Here is a 14906-nt window from a genome sequence, read left to right as displayed (position 1 = left end):
GGACGTCCGTATTGTCGACGCCGGTAGTTGCACGCGCAAAGAATCCTCCCCGGAAAACGATTCCTCCCGGAAAGCGATCCCTCATGCCCCTCGCGCTCCTGGCGCTGGCGATCAGTGCCTTCGGCATCGGTACCACCGAGTTCGTGATCATGGGCCTGCTGCCCGAGGTCGCCGGCGACTTCTCGGTGTCCATCCCCACCGCCGGCCTGCTCATCTCCGGCTACGCCCTCGGTGTCGTGGTCGGCGGCCCGCTGCTCACCGTCCTCGGCACCCGGGCACCCCGCAAGGGGATGCTGCTGACGCTGATGGGCCTGTTCGTCGCCGGGAACCTGGTCGCGGCCGTCGCGCCCGCCTTCGGGCTGCTGATGGTCGGCCGGATCGTCAGCGCCTTCGCGCACGGCGCGTTCTTCGGCATCGGCGCGGTCGTCGCGGCCGACCTGGTCGCCCCGCACAAGCGGGCCGGCGCCATCGCCCTGATGTTCACCGGCCTCACCGCCGCCAACGTACTCGGCGTGCCGATGGGCACCCTGCTCGGCCAGCACCTCGGCTGGCGCTCGACGTTCTACGCCGTCGCCGGGCTCGGCGTGCTCGGTCTGATCGGGATCGCCACGCTGGTGCCCGTCCAGCCGCGCCCCGAAGGCGCCCGCCTGGGCGCGGAGTTGGCGGTCTTCCGGACGCCGCAGATCTGGCTCGCGCTGACCATGACGGTGCTCGGCTGGGGCGGTATCTTCGCGATGTTCACGTACATCACGCCGATGATGACCGAGCTGGCCGGGTTCGCCCCGGGCAGCGTCACCGGGCTGCTGTTCCTGTTCGGCGTCGGCCTGTTCGTCGGCAACCTGCTGGGCGGCTGGTTCGCCGACCGGGCGCTGATGCGCAGTCTCTCCGTCATCCTCGCGGTGCTCGCGGTGCTGCTCTTCGCGTTCACCCTCGCCGCGCACAGCAAGGTGGGTGCGATCGTCACCATCCCGCTGATCGGGCTGTTCGGCTTCGCGACCGTCGCGCCGCTGCAGAAGCGGGTGATGGACCAGGCGGCCGGTGCGCCGACGCTCGCCTCGGCCGCCAACATCGCCGCGTTCAACCTGGGCAACGCGCTGGCGGCCTGGCTCGGCGGCGTGGTCATCTCGGCCGGGCTCGGCTACGACGCGCCGAACTGGGTGGGCGGGCTGCTCACCGCCGTCGCGCTCGGGGTGACGCTGCTGTCGGCGGGGTTGGAGCGGAGGGACGGCGCGTCGGCCGGTCGGGTTGTGGCGCGCGGGGGTGCTGCGGTGGAGGAGGGCGTCACTGCGGGGCGGTGACGCGAAAGGCCCGGACGCCTGGTCGTCCGGGCCCCTCTGCGTGCTCAGGCGACGACGGCCTGGGCGTCGATCTCGACCAGCATCGGCTCCTGCGGCAGCTCGACGAAGATCGTGGTGCGGCAGGGCTTCACGCCGCCCGGCTTGATGTTCTCCTCGATGAACTCGGCGTAGACCTCGTTCATCAGCGGGAAGTCGGCGCGCTTGGTGAGGTAGACGCGGAACATCACGACGTCCTCGACGGTCGCGCCGCCGGCCTCGACGATCGCCTTGACGTTCTCCAGCGTCCGCCGGGTCTGCGCCTTCACGTCGCCGTGGTGGAGGTACTCGCCGGTGGCCGGGTCCTGCGGGCCCTGGCCGGAGACCTGGAGGATCGGGCCCTTGCGGACGCCCTGGGAGAACATCCAGGCCGGGGCGGGGGCGCCGTCGGTGCGGATCTCGGTCTTGTCGGTCATGTGGTTCCTTTGACGGCTCGTCAGTTGTGTTCCGGACGACCGCAGTCGGCCGAGATGGCGCGGGTGGTGGCGAGCAACTGCGGGAGGAGTTCCAGCACTTGCTCGTAGGGGAGGACGACGTCCGGTACCGAGATCGACGCGGCGGCGACGACCCGGCCGCTGGCGTCCCGGACCGGCGCGGCCACGCAGTTGATGAACGCCTCGTGCTCGGCGTGGTCCTGCGCCCAGCCCTGCGCGGCCACCTTCTCCAGCTCGGCGAGCAGCGCCTCGGGCGTGGTGAGGGTGTGCGCGGTGTGCGGGGTGAAGTCGATGCCGGCCACCACCCGGCGCCGCTCGGGCAGCGGCAGGTCGGCGAGCAGCACCTTGGAGACGGCGGCGCTGTGCAGCGCGGCGCGCAGGCCGATCCGGGAGTACATCCGGACCGGGTGACGGGAGTCGAACTTGTCGATGTAGACGACCTCGCCGCCCTCGTACGCGGCCAGGTGCACGGTCTGGCCGGTGGCGGCGTTGAGCTCGGCCAGGTGGGGGGCGGCGATCCGGCGGATGCCGCGCTGCTCCAGGGCGAGGCCGGAGAGGGCGAACAGGCCGGCGCCCAGGTGGTAGCGGTAGCCGGCGTCGCGGTAGACGAATCGTTCCGCTTCGAGGCTCTGGAGCAGACGCAGCGCGGTGGTCTTGTGTACGCCGAGCACCTCGGCCAGCTGGTCGAGGGAGCGCTCGCCCTCGCCGAGCTCGGCGAGGATGCGCAGGGCGCGGGTGACGGTCTGGCTCATCGTGCTCCGCTCGTTCTGCTCGGGCTCGGGCTCGGGCTCGTGCTGGGGCTGGGGCTGGGGCTGGTCGGGGTCGGGTCGGTGCCGCTCTGGCCGGTCGGGGCCATTCTCGCGGGGAGGGCGGGCCCGGTGATCCCGTCCGCGGTGACGCGGGTGGCGGCCCAGTCGGCGGGGGAGGCGTTGAGCAGGGCGGTCGCGACGGGGGAGGGCGGCAGTTCGGCCTGGTCGCCGTGGGCGGTGAGGGCGCACGCGGCGCTCAGGTGGCCGAGCCGCAGGCGGCGGCGCTGGTCGAGGCCGCGGAGGGCGCCGGCCAGGTAGCCGGCCGCGAAGGCGTCGCCGGCGCCGGTCGCCTCGACCACCTCGACGGCGAGGGCGGGTTCGGCGATCGCCGTACCGTCCCGTTCCAGCGCGGTGACCGTCCGGGCGGCGTCCTTGACGACGACGGTGGCGGGGGTGGGGAAGCGGCGGCGCAGCGCGGCCGGGTCGCCCGTGCCGAACGCGGCCTCGGCCTCGTCGGCGCCGAGCAGCAGGACGCCGGCGGCGTCGAGCAGGGGCGGCAGGACGGCCGGGTCGCGGTCGTGCCAGAGCGCGGGGCGCCAGTTCAGGTCGAAGCTGACCAGGCGGTCCGGGCGGCGGTCGGCCAGCAGGGTGCGCAGGAGGGCGAGGCAGTCGTCGGACAGCGCGGCGGTGATCCCGGACAGGTGCAGCAGCCGGGCGTCGGCCAGGAGTCGGGCGGCGGCGGGGTCGTCCAGCAGGGCGGGGGAGAGCGCTGCGGCGGCCGAGCCGCGGCGGTGGTAGTGCAGGCGGCTGCGGCCGGGGCCGAGGTCGTGGCGGTGGCCGGTGGAGCCGCCGACTTCCTTGAGGTAGAGGCCGGTCGGGCGGTGCGGGTCGACGGAGACCGCCGAGACGTCCACCCCGCGGGCGGCGACCTCGGCGAGCAGGCGGCGGCCGAAGCCGTCGTCGCCGACCCGGCTGATCCAGGCGGTCGGGACGCCGAGTGCGGTGAGCGCGCCGGCCACGTTGGACTCCGCGCCGCCGACCGAGAGCCGGAAGTTCTCCACCGCCTCCAGCGGGCCCGGGCGGTCCGGCAGCAGCACCGCCATCGACTCGCCCACGCACACGGCGGTCGGCGGGCCGAGGCGCGCCGGGTCCGGTGTGTCCTGTCGCGGCATCTGCAGGGCTCCTCGTCTGCGGCGGCCGGTGCGGCGGGCGGTGGTCGGCCGGTGCGTCGGCGTCGTGCGGCGGCCGGTGGGTTGGCGTCAGGCATCGGGGGGTGTGCAGCCGCCGGTGGGTCGGCGTCGTGCGGCGGCCGTGCTGCGGTTCCGTTGACCGTGGTCCGGCGCCGATGCTAGAACCGAGATGCCAGCATGTGCAACCATCGTTGCGCATGTTGCAACTTGGCTGATGGAGGAAGACGGTGGAGCAGACCTTCGTACGCAGCGGCACCGGGCCGGGCATCGACGGCGCCGCGGTGGCGGCCCTCGCCGACGAGCCGCTCGACTGGCGGTTCAAGGCGCTCCCGGCGGACGCCTGGGGGCGTACCGTCCGCGAGTGGCTGGCCACCGGGCCCACCCTCGGCGGCCTCGGCACCCCGCTGCTCACCCTCGACGCCGCCGCGCTCGACCACAACCTGCGGACCATGGCCGACTGGTGCGCCAAGGCCGGCGTCGCCCTCGCCCCGCACGGCAAGACCACCATGGCGCCCGCCCTCTGGCAGGCGCAGCTGGACGCCGGCAGCCACGGCATCACCCTCGCCAACCTGCCGCAGGTCCGGGTCGCCCGCGCCTTCGGGGTCCGGCGGATCCTGCTCGCCAACACCCTGCTCGACCCGGCCGGTCTCGGCTGGCTCGCCGCCGAGCTCGCCGCCGACCCGGAGTTCGCCTTCGTCTCCTGGGTGGACTCCACCGAAAGCGTCCGGCTGATGGACGAGGCGCTGCGCGCCGCCGGGGCCGAGCGGCCGGTCGAGGTGCTGGTCGAACTCGGCGGCCCCGGCGGGCGGACCGGCGCCCGCGGCGTTGACGCGGCCGTCGAGATCGCCGCCGCCGTGCTGCGCGCCCCGGCCCTGCGCCTCGCCGGCGTCGGCGGGTACGAGGGCGCGCTCGCGCACGACGCCACGGCCGACGGGCTGGCCACCGTCCGCGGTTACCTGAAGGCGCTCGCCGAGCTGCACGGGCGCCTCACGCGCGCCTACCCCGACGACGCGCCGCCGATCGTCTCGGCCGGCGGCAGCGCCTACTTCGACCTGGTGGTCGAGGAGTTGGCCGGTCTCCCGGACACCTTCACGGTGCTGCGCTCGGGCGCCTACCTCGCGCACGACGACGGCTTCTACCGCGGGATCTCGCCGCTCGTCCGGGGCGCAGGCGACGCCCCCTTCCGCAGCGCCCTGCACGGCTGGGCCCGGGTGGTGTCCCGGCCCGAGCCCCAACTCGCCCTGTTGGACGCCGGAAAGCGCGACCTGCCGTTCGACGAAGGTCTGCCGGAGCCGCAACGCGTGCGCGGCGGCGCCGAGTTGACCGGGACGGCGGCCCGGATCACCGCGCTCAACGACCAGCACGCCTTCCTGCGGGACGCGGGCGACCTCGCGCCCGTCGGCGCGGTGCTGCGGCTCGGTGTCTCGCACCCGTGCACCGCCTTCGACAAGTGGACGATGATCCCGGTGCTGGACTCCGCGGACGCCCCCGAGCCCAGGGTCACCGGGCTGGTCAGGACGTTCTTCTGATGGTGGGCGGCGGGGGTGACGTCTCCCGGGGTGTCGTCTTCCGGGGCTCCACTGTCTTCCGGGATGCGACGGTCATCGACGGTACCGGCGCGTCCCGGTACCGGGCGGACGTCCGGATCGCCGACGGGCTGATCACCGAGATCGCCGCCGGCGTGACCAGCGGGATCGGCGACGGCCTGCCCGGCGCCAGGGAGGTGGACGCCGACGGGCTGGTCCTCGCCCCTGGCTTCATCGACATGCACGCCCACTCCGACCTCGCCCTGCTGCTCGAACCCGAGCACCCGGCCAAGGTCACCCAGGGCGTCACCTGCGAGGTCCTCGGCCAGGACGGCCTGTCCTACGCGCCGGTGGACGACACCACGCTGCCCGCGCTGCGCCGCCAACTGGCGGGCTGGAACGGCGACCCGGCGGACTTCGACTGGGACTGGCGCGACGTCGCCGGCTACCTCGACCGCCTCGACCGCACCGGCGTCGCCGTCAACACCTGCTACCTGGTCCCGCACGGCTCGCTTCGGATGCTCGCCATGGGCTGGGCCGACCGCCCGCCGACCCCGGCCGAACTCGACCGGATGCGGCAGGTGTTGGCACGGAGCCTGCTGGACGGTGCGGTCGGCATGTCCAGCGGCCTCAGCTACACCCCCGGGATGTACGCGGACACCGCCGAGCTGGTCGAGCTGTGCACGGTGGTCGCGGCCTACGGCGGTTTCCACGCCCCGCACCAACGTTCGTACGGAGCAGGGGCGTTGGAGGGATACACGGAGATGGTGGAGATCGCGCGGCGGAGCGGCTGCGCGCTGCACCTGACCCACGCCACCATGAACTTCGGCGTCAACCGGGGCCGGGCCGGCGAACTGCTGGACCTCGTCGACGAAGCACTCGCCGACGGCGTGGACCTCACCCTGGACAGCTACCCCTACCTGCCCGGATCCACCACCCTGGCTGCCCTGCTGCCGAGTTGGGCCACCGAGGGCGGCCCGGCGGCCACACTCGCGCGGCTCGCCGACCCGGCCGCGTGCGAGCGGATCCGGTACGCGGTGGAGGAGTCGGGCAGCGACGGCTGCCACGGCGTGGTCACCGACTGGGCGACGATCCAGCTGTCGGGCGTCCGGTCGCCGGCCCTGGCGGACGCCGTCGGCCGGACCGTCGCCGAACTCGCCGCCGAGCAGGGGCGCAGCGGTACGGAGGTCTTCCTCGACCTGCTGCGACAGGACGAGTTGGCCACGACGATCCTTCAGCACGTCGGGCATGAGGAGAACGTCCGGGCGATCATGCGCCACCCGGCGCACACGGCGGGCAGCGACGGTCTACTCGTCGGCGCCCGCCCGCACCCGCGCGCCTGGGGGACGTTCCCGCGCTATCTCGGCCGTTACAGCAGGGAGTTGGGCGTTCTTACGCTGGAGGAGGCGGTGGCCCGGATGACCGGGCGGCCCGCTGCCCGGCTCGGGCTGCACCGGCGCGGCCGGATCGCCCCCGGGTGCCACGCCGACCTGGTGCTCTTCGACCCGCAATGGGTCCGGGACGCCGCCACCTTCGAGCAACCCCGGCTGCCCGCCGAGGGCATCGAGCACGTGTATGTCAACGGCACTGCCGTCGTCCGGCAGGGCCGCACCACGGGCGCCCGGCCCGGGCGGGCCCTGCGCCGCACCGATCGAGGAGCCCGAGCCGTATGACGCCTCTCGCCACCGCCCTGTCCGCCCACCCGGTGATCGCCGTGGTCCGCGCGCCGCGGATTCCGGACGCCGCCGCGCTGTGCGCCGCGCTCGCCGAGGGTGGCATCACCTGGACCGAATTCACGTACACCACACCGAATGTGACGGACCAACTGAGAGCTTCCTCGGCGGCCGGGTGGCGGGTGGGGATCGGGACAGTGCTGACCGCCGAGCAGGTCGAGCTCGGGGTCGCGGCCGGGGCCTCGTTCCTGGTGACCCCAGGCTGCCGGCCCGAGGTGGCGGCCGCCGCGCGCGACGCCGGGGTGCCGGTCGTGCTCGGTGCGCTCACCCCGACCGAGGTCGCGCAGGCGGTGGACCTGGGTGCCGCCGCCGTCAAGATCTTCCCGGCCCGGGCCTTCGGCCCCGGCTACTTCAAGGACCTGCGCGGCCCCTACCCGGACGTCCCGCTGGTGGCCTCCGGCGGGGTGAACGCGGGCAACGCCGCCGACTTCCTGGCGCACGGCGCGCTCGCGGTCTGCGCGGGCACCGACGTGGTGCCGCCGGACGTCGTCGCGGCGGGGGACTGGGCGGAGATCACCCGCCGGGCCCGGGCGTTCACGGCGGCCTGCGGACGCTGATCCGGGCGGCACGGCGGACTTCGGGCCCTGACGCGCCGGACTGCGGGCCTGGGTTCGGGAAGCGAGGCGGACTGTCGGGACGGCCGGGATTCGGCGAGAATCAGGGGATCGGCCCCCGGACCCGGCAGGAGGACCCAGCCCATGACCTCGACCCGCCCCGGCCCCGACTGGCTGGCCGGCGCCGTCCTGTACCAGATCTACCCGCAGACCTTCGCCGACTCCGACGGTGACGGCATCGGGGACTTCGCGGGCATCGCCGAGCACCTCGACCACCTCTCTTGGCTCGGCGTCGACACGGTCTGGCTCAACCCCTGCTTCGCCTCGCCGTTCCGCGACGCCGGCTACGACGTCACCGACTATCTCGTCCCCGCTCCGCGCTACGGCCGCACCGAAGACCTGGTGGCCCTGGTCGAGGCCGCCCGCCGCAAGGGCATCCGGATCCTGCTCGACCTGGTCGCCGGGCACACCTCCGACCGTCACCCCTGGTTCCTCGCAGCCGTCGAGGACCCGGCCGACCACCGCTACATCTGGTCCGACCGGCAGGTGGACGGCTTCGTCGCCTCGCCCGGCAGTCGTCCCGGCTTCTACCGGCCGAACTTCTTCGACTGTCAGCCCGCCCTCAACTTCGGCTACGCGCGGGGTAGTTCCGACGAGCCCTGGCGCCAGCCGGTGGACGCCGAGGGCCCGCGAGCCAACCGCGTGGCGCTGCGCGAGATCATGGCGCACTGGCTCGGCCTCGGCCTGGCCGGCTTCCGGGTGGACATGGCCTACTCGCTGGTCAAGGACGACCCGGGCCGGGCCGAGACCGCCAAGCTCTGGACCGAACTGCGCGACTGGCTCGACCGTGCCCACCCGCAGGCCGCCCTGTTCGCCGAGTGGGGCGACCCGGCCGCCGCCCTCGCCGCCGGCTTCCACGCCGACTTCTTCCTCCACTTCGGCGGCGCGGATCGCGGCCTGCCACTGCGCTCGCTGTGGAACAACAACGCGGGCACGGTGGAGGAGTTCTGGCAGCAGGGCCCGTGCTACTTCGAGGCCGAGGGCCGCGGCACCCCGCAGATCTTCCTCGACGCCTGGCGCTCCGCCGCCGAACTCACCGAGGACAGCGGCCACATCGCGCTGCCGACCGCCAACCACGACTTCTCCCGGCTGGCCACCGGCCCGCGCACCGCCGAACAGCTCCCGGCCGCCTTCGCGTTCCAGCTCACCTGGCCCACCTTGCCCGCCATCTACTACGGCGACGAGATCGGCATGCGGTACGTGCCCGGGCTGCCCGACACCGAGGGCAGCGTGCTCGGCCCCCGCTACAACCGGGCCGGCTCGCGCACCCCGATGCAGTGGCGGCCCGGCCCGACCGCGGGCTTCTCCAGCGCCCCGCCCGAGCGTCTCTACCTGCCCGTCGACCCGGACTCGCACCGGCCGGACGTGCTCAGCCAGCGCGCCGATCCGACCTCCCTGCTGCACACCGTCCGGCGGCTGATCGCGCTGCGCCGGGCGCACCCCGGGCTGGGGGCGTCGGGCGGGGTGGAGGTCCGGCACGCCGGGTACCCGCTGGTGTACACCCGGGCCGGGCGGTACCTGGTGGCCGTCAACCCGCGGCGCGAGCCGGGGGTGGTGCACCTCGGGTCCGGGGTCGCGGTCCGGCCGCTGGACGTACAGGGCGTGCGCGTGACGGACGGGGAGCTGCGGGCGGACGGGTTCGGGTACGGGGTGTTCGAGCTGCGGTGAGGCACCGGTTCTGGGGTCGGCTTCCGGGTGACATTCGATAGTTGTAAGCTACATCCACGGATGGTTGCATTTACCACCTGCATTGGTTGTATTTGCCATCTGTGCGTAGTCGACGTCACCGGAGGACGGTACGAACCCCATGAGCAGCACACCCCGGACCCCCGCCGCAGCGCCCACCCTGGGGCACTCGCTCAAGCACCTCGCCGTCCACCTGATCACGCCGCTGCTGATGTGCCTCGGCATGGCGCTCGCCTACCAGGGCGCGTTCCACCAGCCCGAGCCGCACCACCTCAAGGTCGCCCTCGTCGGCACCACCCCGCAGGCCCAGGGCCTGGCGCAGGCCATCCAGGCCAAGGCCGGGAACGCGCTCGACGTCCGCACCCTGCCCGACCGGACCGCCGCCGAGCAGCAGTTGCGAGACCGCGACCTGGTCGGCGCGTTCGTCCCCGACGCCAAGAGCCCCGAACTGCTCGTCGCCAAGGGCAACTCGGACACCTCGGTGGTGGTCGCCACGGCGGTGTTCACCAACGTCACCGACAAGCAGGGCGTCCCGCTGCACGTCACCGACCTCACCCCGCTCGCCGAGGGCGACCCGACCGGTCAGGGCCTGTTCTTCCTGCTGGTCGCGCTGAGCATCGGCTCCTACGCGAGTGTCGCCGCGATCGGCGCGGCCGGTGCCGGGCTGCGCATGCGGGTCCGGGCGTTGGTCGGCCTCGCGGTCTCGCTCGTCGTGAGCGTGATCGGGATCGTCACCGCCGGTCCGGTCTTCCACGTCGTGGACCATGACGTCGCGGCGATCTGGGCGCTCGGCTGGCTCTACTCGGCCGGGGTGATCTTCGTCGGCATCGGTCTGCACACCTTCCTGAAGAGGTGGACCACGCTCGCCCTGATGGTGCTGTTCGTGATGCTGAACTTCACCACCTCCGGCGGCATCTACCGGCCCGAGCTGCAGAACGGATTCTTCGGCGCCCTGCACGGCTTCTGGACCGGCGCCGGCTTCCTGGAGGGTGCGCGCAGCATCCTCTATTTCGACGGCGGCGCCGGCCTCGGCGGGCACGTCCTGACCCTGGTGGTGTGGCTGCTGCTCGGCGGAGCGGCCGTGGGGGCCGCGGCGCTGTACGAGCGGCGCGGGCGCCGTCCGGTGAAGGCTTCGGTGGAGGCCGAGGAGGAGATGGAGGAGGCGGTCGCGGTCTGACCACCGACGGATGAGAGGCTTCACCCGGTGCCAGGGCATCGGCACCGGGTGGGGGATCGACGGCCCGCGCCCGGCCCTGGACAAGCCGGACGCGGGCCGGTTTGCGCGTTCTCACGCGCGGGTGATCGTCGGCGCCTGGCTCATCGGGGGTCGCTCGCAGGAGCGGTGGTCGCGTCGCCGGACGGGGCGTCGCTGTTCGGATGTGGGCGGGCGAGGAGCAGGTAGAGCCCACGACCTGCGCGACGCCGCCGGCCCCGCCGACCGGCGCCGCGCGGACGCCCGCTTCCACATCGAACTCGCCGTCGCCGCCCAGTCGGTGCGCCTCACCCGGCTCGCCGTCCGGCTCCAGGCCGAGCTCGGCCCGCTGCTCTGGCTGCCCGCCCCCTACGCGCCGGACCAGGAGCGGCTCGCCGAACAGCACCGGGAGATCCTGGTGGCGGTCGTCGCGGGCGACGCTGCTGGAGCGCGGGCGGCTGCCGAGGCGCACATCGTCGCGTGCGTGCACCATCTGGTGCGGGGGCATCTGCAGTTGGCGGACGGCGGGTGAGGAGGACAGCCGGGTGCCGAGGTGGCGGGGATATGAACTTCACTTGTGAAGGTATTAAGGCTGTCGCGCCCGACGCGCCTGCCGGGGTCGTTCGGGCGGCCGGGTGAAGCAGCAGTCGCCGCAGACGCCGGCGCTCGGGCCGACGCGGTAGTACAGGCAGCAGCTGGTGCGCCGGAACGCGGTGCCGTGCGGGCCGGCGTGCAGGGTGCCGGTCCCGGCGAGGGGCGGGCGGTCCAGCACCTCGGCGACCAGCGCGCGGGCGGCGTCCGGCGCGTGCACGTCCAGAACGCGCAACGTGCCGGCGAGGGCGGAGGCGGAGTTGCCGAGGAGCAGCCGCCCGGAAAGCGGGACGATCGACCGGACGGCCTCCGCCAGGGGCTCCAACTGTCCGACCAGAACGGCCTCGTGGAGCTGATCGGCGAGCGGCCCGGTGGCGGGCGGGTCCGGCGGCGTCCACAGGTCGATCGGCCCCTGGTCGGGGATGCGCAGCCAGGCCCGCTCCAGCGACGGCACCGCCCCCAGGAGGACGGCCGAGCCCACGCCCACCGACCAGAAGCGAGCGGCCAGGCCCAGGTGCAGGATCGATGCGGCGACCCGGAGTTCGTCGGTGCCGAGCCGCTGCGCCACGACGTGCATCCGCGCGGCCAGTGGCCCCTCCGCCCCGCCCTCGTACAGCTCGCGCAGCGGCCGGTAGTCCGGGGGCGGGGCGTCGGCGAGCGAGGCGGCGGTGTCGAGCGCGAAGTACGGGCCGACATCGGCAAGTTGGCGGTAGTCGGGGGCGGGGTCGGGCGCGGGGCTCACCGGGTACCCCCTGCGCGGCCGGTGAACCCCGCGTGCCGGTCGGGCGGTGCGTGGCGGAGTCGTTTCTCGCCCGTGGGCTGCGTTTCAGCTGCGGATGCCGGACGGACCAGGCCGGCGTCGTAGGCGGCGATGACGAGTTGGGCCCGGTCGCGAGCGCCGAGCTTCATGAGCAGGCGCCCGACGTGCGTCTTGGCGGTGGAGAGGCTGACGTGCAGGTGGTCGGCGATCTCGGTGTTCGACAGGCCGAGGCCGACGAGGGTCAGGACTTCCCGCTCCCGCTCGGTCGCCTCCGCCAACGCGGCGGAGGGCCGCGTGCCGGCTTCGGGGCGGCGGGTGAACTCCTCGATGAGGCGCCGGGTGACACCGGGGGCGAGGAGGGCGTCACCGGCCGCGACGACGCGGATCGCGGTCAGCAGGTCGGTCGGCCGGGTGTCCTTGAGGAGGAAGCCGCTCGCGCCCGCGTGGAGGGCCGCGAAGACGTACTCGTCGATGTCGAAGGTGGTCAGGATCAGGACCTTGACGCCCGAGGTCGCCGGCCCGGACGTGATCCGCCGGGTCGCCTCGATCCCGTCCAGACCGGGCATCCTGATGTCCATGAGGACGACGTCGGGCTTCTCGCACCCGGCGAGTTCGACCGCCTCGTCACCCGTCGCGGCCTCGCCGACAGCGGTCAGATCGGGTGCGGTGTCCACGAGGACGCGGAAGCTGCCACGCACCAGGGCTTGGTCGTCGGCGACCAGTACGCGGATCACAGCGAGACCCCGGCCGTGTCGGACGGGAATCGGGCGCTGACCTGGAAGCCCTGCTCCGGCAGCGGACCGGCCCGGAACTCGCCGCCGTACATGCCGACCCGCTCGCGCATGCCGACGATGCCGTGACCGGCCACCGGCCGTGCGGCGCCCGCTCCGGCGTCCCGTGCGGTGCCGTTGCCGTGGTCCGTGACCTCCACCGTCACCGCGTCGGGGTGGTACGCGACGGCCACCCGGCACCGATCCACGGCCGCGTGCTTGATCACGTTGGTGACCGCCTCCTGGACGACGCGGTAGGCGGCCAGGTCCAGGCCGGGGGACAGATCCGGCCGCTCGCCGCTGAACTCGAGGTCCACCCGGACGCCCGCCTCGGCCGTTCGCTCCGCCAGGGCGCCCAGATCCGCCAGTCCCGGTGCGGGGGCGGGCCCGGCACCGCCCTGCCCGGGCCGCGAGTTGTGCTCCTCGTCCCTGAGGACCCCGAGCATGGCCCGCATCTCGCGCAGCGCGCTGCGGCTGGTCTCCTCGATGGACGACAGCGCGCGCCGCGCTTCGTCCGGACGCTCGGCGGCAACGTGGTTCGCCACGCCCGCCTGCACCGCGATCACACTCATCGTGTGGGCCACCACATCATGCAACTCCCTTGCGATCCGCAGGCGTTCCTCACTCGCCGCGCGACGGGCCTCGGCCACCTGCTCCTGCGCCCGCTGCTTCGCCTGCGCGTGCAGGCTGGCGGCGTACAGCCGTTGCTGTTGCACCGCGTAGCCGATCGTCCACGCGATCGCGACGAGCAGCGCGCTCTCCATGAGCAACGCCGCACTGTGCCGGGCGGGCGGGCCGAAGGGCAGGTCGAGGAACCCGGTGTGCCCGGCGGCCGGCACCATCACCGCCAAGGTGGCCGCGAGCGACCACAGCGCCTCGCGCCGTGGTGACCGCTGCGGGATCACGTACATCACGAAGGCGACCGCGACCAGCGGCACAGGCCCCCCGCGCACGAACGTGGCGGCGGCTCCGGCGGTCGCGACCAGCGCGAGCACGGCACGGGGCCAGCGCCGCCGGAACGCCACCGCGAGCACCGAGAGCACGGCGGTGGCGACGTCCGCCGGCTTCGGCTCGCCCGCGTGGGCCGTTCCCTGCCAGAGCAGGGTGGACAGGACCATCACGAGCACCGCGGCGGCGCAGTCGATGACGACCCAGTGCCCCGTGCTCAGGCGCTTGAACAGGGGTGGTTGCGGCGACTCCATGATCGCAATGTAGCCGCCCGGTGCGATGTCCCGCGTCGGACCGGGGGCTGATGCGGCGAGGTGTACCTGAGGCCAACCGGCCACACCAAGGTCTGCCCTGGGGCCCGACGCCGCTCGTGCCCTCCAACGGCACTGTGGAAACCGCCGCCGCGGCGCACCGCGCCAGGGCTGCTCACGGTTACTCAGGAACAAGGAGGATCATGACCGCCGTCATCGAGGCCCACGGGTTGGGCAAGCGGTATCGGGGCCGATGGGCCCTGACGGAGTGCACGCTGTCGATCCCGGCAGGACGTGTGGTGGGGCTGGTCGGCCCCAACGGAGCCGGCAAATCCACGCTGCTGAACCTGGCCTGCGGCCAGCTGCACCCCACCGCCGGAACAATCCGCGTCCTCGGCCACCGGCCCGGCGACGGCCCCGGTCAGCTGGCCAGGGTCGGATTCGTCGCCCAGGACACCCCGGTGTACGCCGGCTTGTCGGTCGCCGACCACCTGCGCTTCGGCGCTCGGACGAACCCCGCCTGGGACCATGAGGCCGCGTACCGCCGGATCGAACAGCTCGGCCTCGACCCGCGGCAGAAGGCCGGCAGGCTCTCCGGCGGCCAGCGTGCGCAACTGGCGCTGACCCTTGCCGCCGCGAAGCAGCCCGAACTGCTGCTGCTCGACGAGCCGGTGGCCGCCCTCGATCCGCTGGCCCGGCGCTCGTTCCTGCACAGCCTGACGGAGTTCGCGGGAGAGCGGGAAGGGAGGACCATCGTCCTGTCCTCACACGTGATCACCGATCTCGAACGGGTCTGCGACTACCTGCTCCTGATCTCCGGGTCCCGGGTGCGGTTGGCCGGGCCGTGCGAGGAGTTGATCGCCGAGCATTACCGGATCGTCGGTCCGCGCCGTGCGGCCTCCGCGCTCCCCGCGGGCATGGCGGTCGTCCAGGAGAACCACATCGACCACCGGAGCGCGTTCATCGTCAGGACCGCCGCGCCGTTGCCCAAGGGGGACTGGCGCGTCGAGCGCCTCGACCTCGAAGACCTGGTCCTCGCGTACCTGGTCCGTGACACGCGCTCGCACGACTCCTACGACGCGCACGACGCGCACGACTCGCACGACCTGGAGGGTCCGCAGTGATCTG

The 14906-nt window shown here is 73.5% G+C and carries 14 protein-coding genes; 8 read left to right on the top strand and 6 right to left on the bottom strand.

Annotated elements, in window-relative coordinates; translation table 11 throughout:
- Positions 1-83 precede the first annotated feature (83 nt).
- Positions 84-1298, top strand: coding sequence for an MFS transporter (locus KV557_RS18110; protein WP_218201434.1), 1215 nt, complete (start codon positions 84-86; stop codon positions 1296-1298).
- 44 nt (positions 1299-1342) lie between these two features.
- Here KV557_RS18110 and KV557_RS18105 read toward each other — a convergent pair whose 3' ends face one another.
- The 3 genes from KV557_RS18105 to KV557_RS18095 are packed head-to-tail and all read right to left on the bottom strand — an operon-like array spanning position 1343 to position 3689.
- Positions 1343-1750: a RidA family protein gene (locus KV557_RS18105; protein ID WP_218201432.1), complete on the bottom strand. Its 408-nt coding sequence runs from the start codon at positions 1748-1750 to the stop codon at positions 1343-1345.
- A gap of 20 nt (positions 1751-1770) precedes the next feature.
- Positions 1771-2520 (bottom strand): IclR family transcriptional regulator, encoded by a 750-nt coding sequence (locus KV557_RS18100; RefSeq protein ID WP_218201430.1) that lies wholly within the window; start codon positions 2518-2520, stop codon positions 1771-1773.
- Positions 2517-3689 (bottom strand): sugar kinase, encoded by a 1173-nt coding sequence (locus KV557_RS18095; protein WP_218201428.1) that lies wholly within the window; start codon positions 3687-3689, stop codon positions 2517-2519. Before KV557_RS18095 ends, KV557_RS18100 begins: the two co-directional genes overlap by 4 nt.
- A gap of 245 nt (positions 3690-3934) precedes the next feature.
- On the opposite strand from KV557_RS18095, the gene KV557_RS18090 reads away from it, so the two are divergent.
- The 6 genes from KV557_RS18090 to KV557_RS18065 all read left to right on the top strand — a co-directional run bounded on the left by KV557_RS18090 (position 3935) and on the right by KV557_RS18065 (position 10990).
- On the top strand, positions 3935-5236 hold the full coding sequence (locus KV557_RS18090) for an alanine racemase (protein ID WP_308129955.1): 1302 nt from the start codon (positions 3935-3937) through the stop codon (positions 5234-5236).
- Positions 5236-6906, top strand: a complete 1671-nt coding sequence (locus KV557_RS18085) for an N-acyl-D-amino-acid deacylase family protein (protein ID WP_218201426.1) — start codon at positions 5236-5238, stop codon at positions 6904-6906. Before KV557_RS18090 ends, KV557_RS18085 begins: the two co-directional genes overlap by 1 nt.
- Entirely contained in the window at positions 6903-7523 is a 621-nt protein-coding gene (locus KV557_RS18080; RefSeq protein WP_218201424.1) for a bifunctional 4-hydroxy-2-oxoglutarate aldolase/2-dehydro-3-deoxy-phosphogluconate aldolase, read from the top strand. The genes KV557_RS18085 and KV557_RS18080 overlap by 4 nt, the downstream gene beginning before the upstream one ends.
- Before the next feature lie 141 nt (positions 7524-7664).
- On the top strand, positions 7665-9248 hold the full coding sequence (locus KV557_RS18075; protein WP_218201422.1) for an alpha-amylase family glycosyl hydrolase: 1584 nt from the start codon (positions 7665-7667) through the stop codon (positions 9246-9248).
- 139 nt (positions 9249-9387) lie between these two features.
- The gene (locus tag KV557_RS18070; protein WP_218201419.1) at positions 9388-10443 is read left to right on the top strand and encodes a hypothetical protein; all 1056 of its coding nucleotides are present in this window, start codon (positions 9388-9390) and stop codon (positions 10441-10443) included.
- 10 nt (positions 10444-10453) lie between these two features.
- The gene (locus tag KV557_RS18065; protein WP_218201418.1) at positions 10454-10990 is read left to right on the top strand and encodes an FCD domain-containing protein; all 537 of its coding nucleotides are present in this window, start codon (positions 10454-10456) and stop codon (positions 10988-10990) included.
- A gap of 54 nt (positions 10991-11044) precedes the next feature.
- On the opposite strand, the gene KV557_RS18060 is transcribed toward KV557_RS18065, so the two are convergent.
- The 3 genes from KV557_RS18060 to KV557_RS18050 are packed head-to-tail and all read right to left on the bottom strand — an operon-like array spanning position 11045 to position 13781.
- Complete coding sequence (locus tag KV557_RS18060) at positions 11045-11791, bottom strand: (2Fe-2S)-binding protein (RefSeq protein WP_218201416.1); 747 nt, start codon at positions 11789-11791, stop codon at positions 11045-11047.
- Positions 11788-12543 carry a response regulator gene (locus KV557_RS18055; protein ID WP_218201414.1) on the bottom strand — a complete coding sequence of 252 codons (756 nt, stop codon included), beginning with the start codon at positions 12541-12543 and terminating at the stop codon, positions 11788-11790. Before KV557_RS18055 ends, KV557_RS18060 begins: the two co-directional genes overlap by 4 nt.
- The gene (locus KV557_RS18050) at positions 12540-13781 is read right to left on the bottom strand and encodes a sensor histidine kinase (protein ID WP_218201412.1); all 1242 of its coding nucleotides are present in this window, start codon (positions 13779-13781) and stop codon (positions 12540-12542) included. Before KV557_RS18050 ends, KV557_RS18055 begins: the two co-directional genes overlap by 4 nt.
- A gap of 200 nt (positions 13782-13981) precedes the next feature.
- Here KV557_RS18050 and KV557_RS18045 point away from each other — a divergent pair, with 200 nt between their 5' ends.
- Positions 13982-14902, top strand: a complete 921-nt coding sequence (locus KV557_RS18045) for an ABC transporter ATP-binding protein (RefSeq protein ID WP_218201410.1) — start codon at positions 13982-13984, stop codon at positions 14900-14902.
- Positions 14903-14906 lie beyond the last annotated feature (4 nt).

The organism is Kitasatospora aureofaciens, assembly GCF_019192735.1.
Classification (GTDB): domain Bacteria; phylum Actinomycetota; class Actinomycetes; order Streptomycetales; family Streptomycetaceae; genus Kitasatospora; species Kitasatospora aureofaciens_A.
Note: the sequence above shows the minus strand (reverse complement) of the source record. Positions and strands in the feature narration are given on the sequence as shown.

Excerpts from the sequence above, each read along its gene's own strand:
- KV557_RS18050 (WP_218201412.1), bottom strand. The coding sequence starts at position 13,781 with ATGGAGTCGCCGCAACCACCCCTGTTCAAGCGCCTGAGCACGGGGCAC.
- KV557_RS18110 (WP_218201434.1), top strand. The coding sequence starts at position 84 with ATGCCCCTCGCGCTCCTGGCGCTGGCGATCAGTGCCTTCGGCATCGGT.
- KV557_RS18080 (WP_218201424.1), top strand. The coding sequence starts at position 6,903 with ATGACGCCTCTCGCCACCGCCCTGTCCGCCCACCCGGTGATCGCCGTG.
- KV557_RS18065 (WP_218201418.1), top strand. The coding sequence starts at position 10,454 with ATGAGAGGCTTCACCCGGTGCCAGGGCATCGGCACCGGGTGGGGGATC.
- KV557_RS18105 (WP_218201432.1), bottom strand. The coding sequence starts at position 1,750 with ATGACCGACAAGACCGAGATCCGCACCGACGGCGCCCCCGCCCCGGCC.
- KV557_RS18100 (WP_218201430.1), bottom strand. The coding sequence starts at position 2,520 with ATGAGCCAGACCGTCACCCGCGCCCTGCGCATCCTCGCCGAGCTCGGC.
- KV557_RS18045 (WP_218201410.1), top strand. The coding sequence starts at position 13,982 with ATGACCGCCGTCATCGAGGCCCACGGGTTGGGCAAGCGGTATCGGGGC.
- KV557_RS18075 (WP_218201422.1), top strand. The coding sequence starts at position 7,665 with ATGACCTCGACCCGCCCCGGCCCCGACTGGCTGGCCGGCGCCGTCCTG.
- KV557_RS18095 (WP_218201428.1), bottom strand. The coding sequence starts at position 3,689 with ATGCCGCGACAGGACACACCGGACCCGGCGCGCCTCGGCCCGCCGACC.
- KV557_RS18070 (WP_218201419.1), top strand. The coding sequence starts at position 9,388 with ATGAGCAGCACACCCCGGACCCCCGCCGCAGCGCCCACCCTGGGGCAC.
- KV557_RS18085 (WP_218201426.1), top strand. The coding sequence starts at position 5,236 with ATGGTGGGCGGCGGGGGTGACGTCTCCCGGGGTGTCGTCTTCCGGGGC.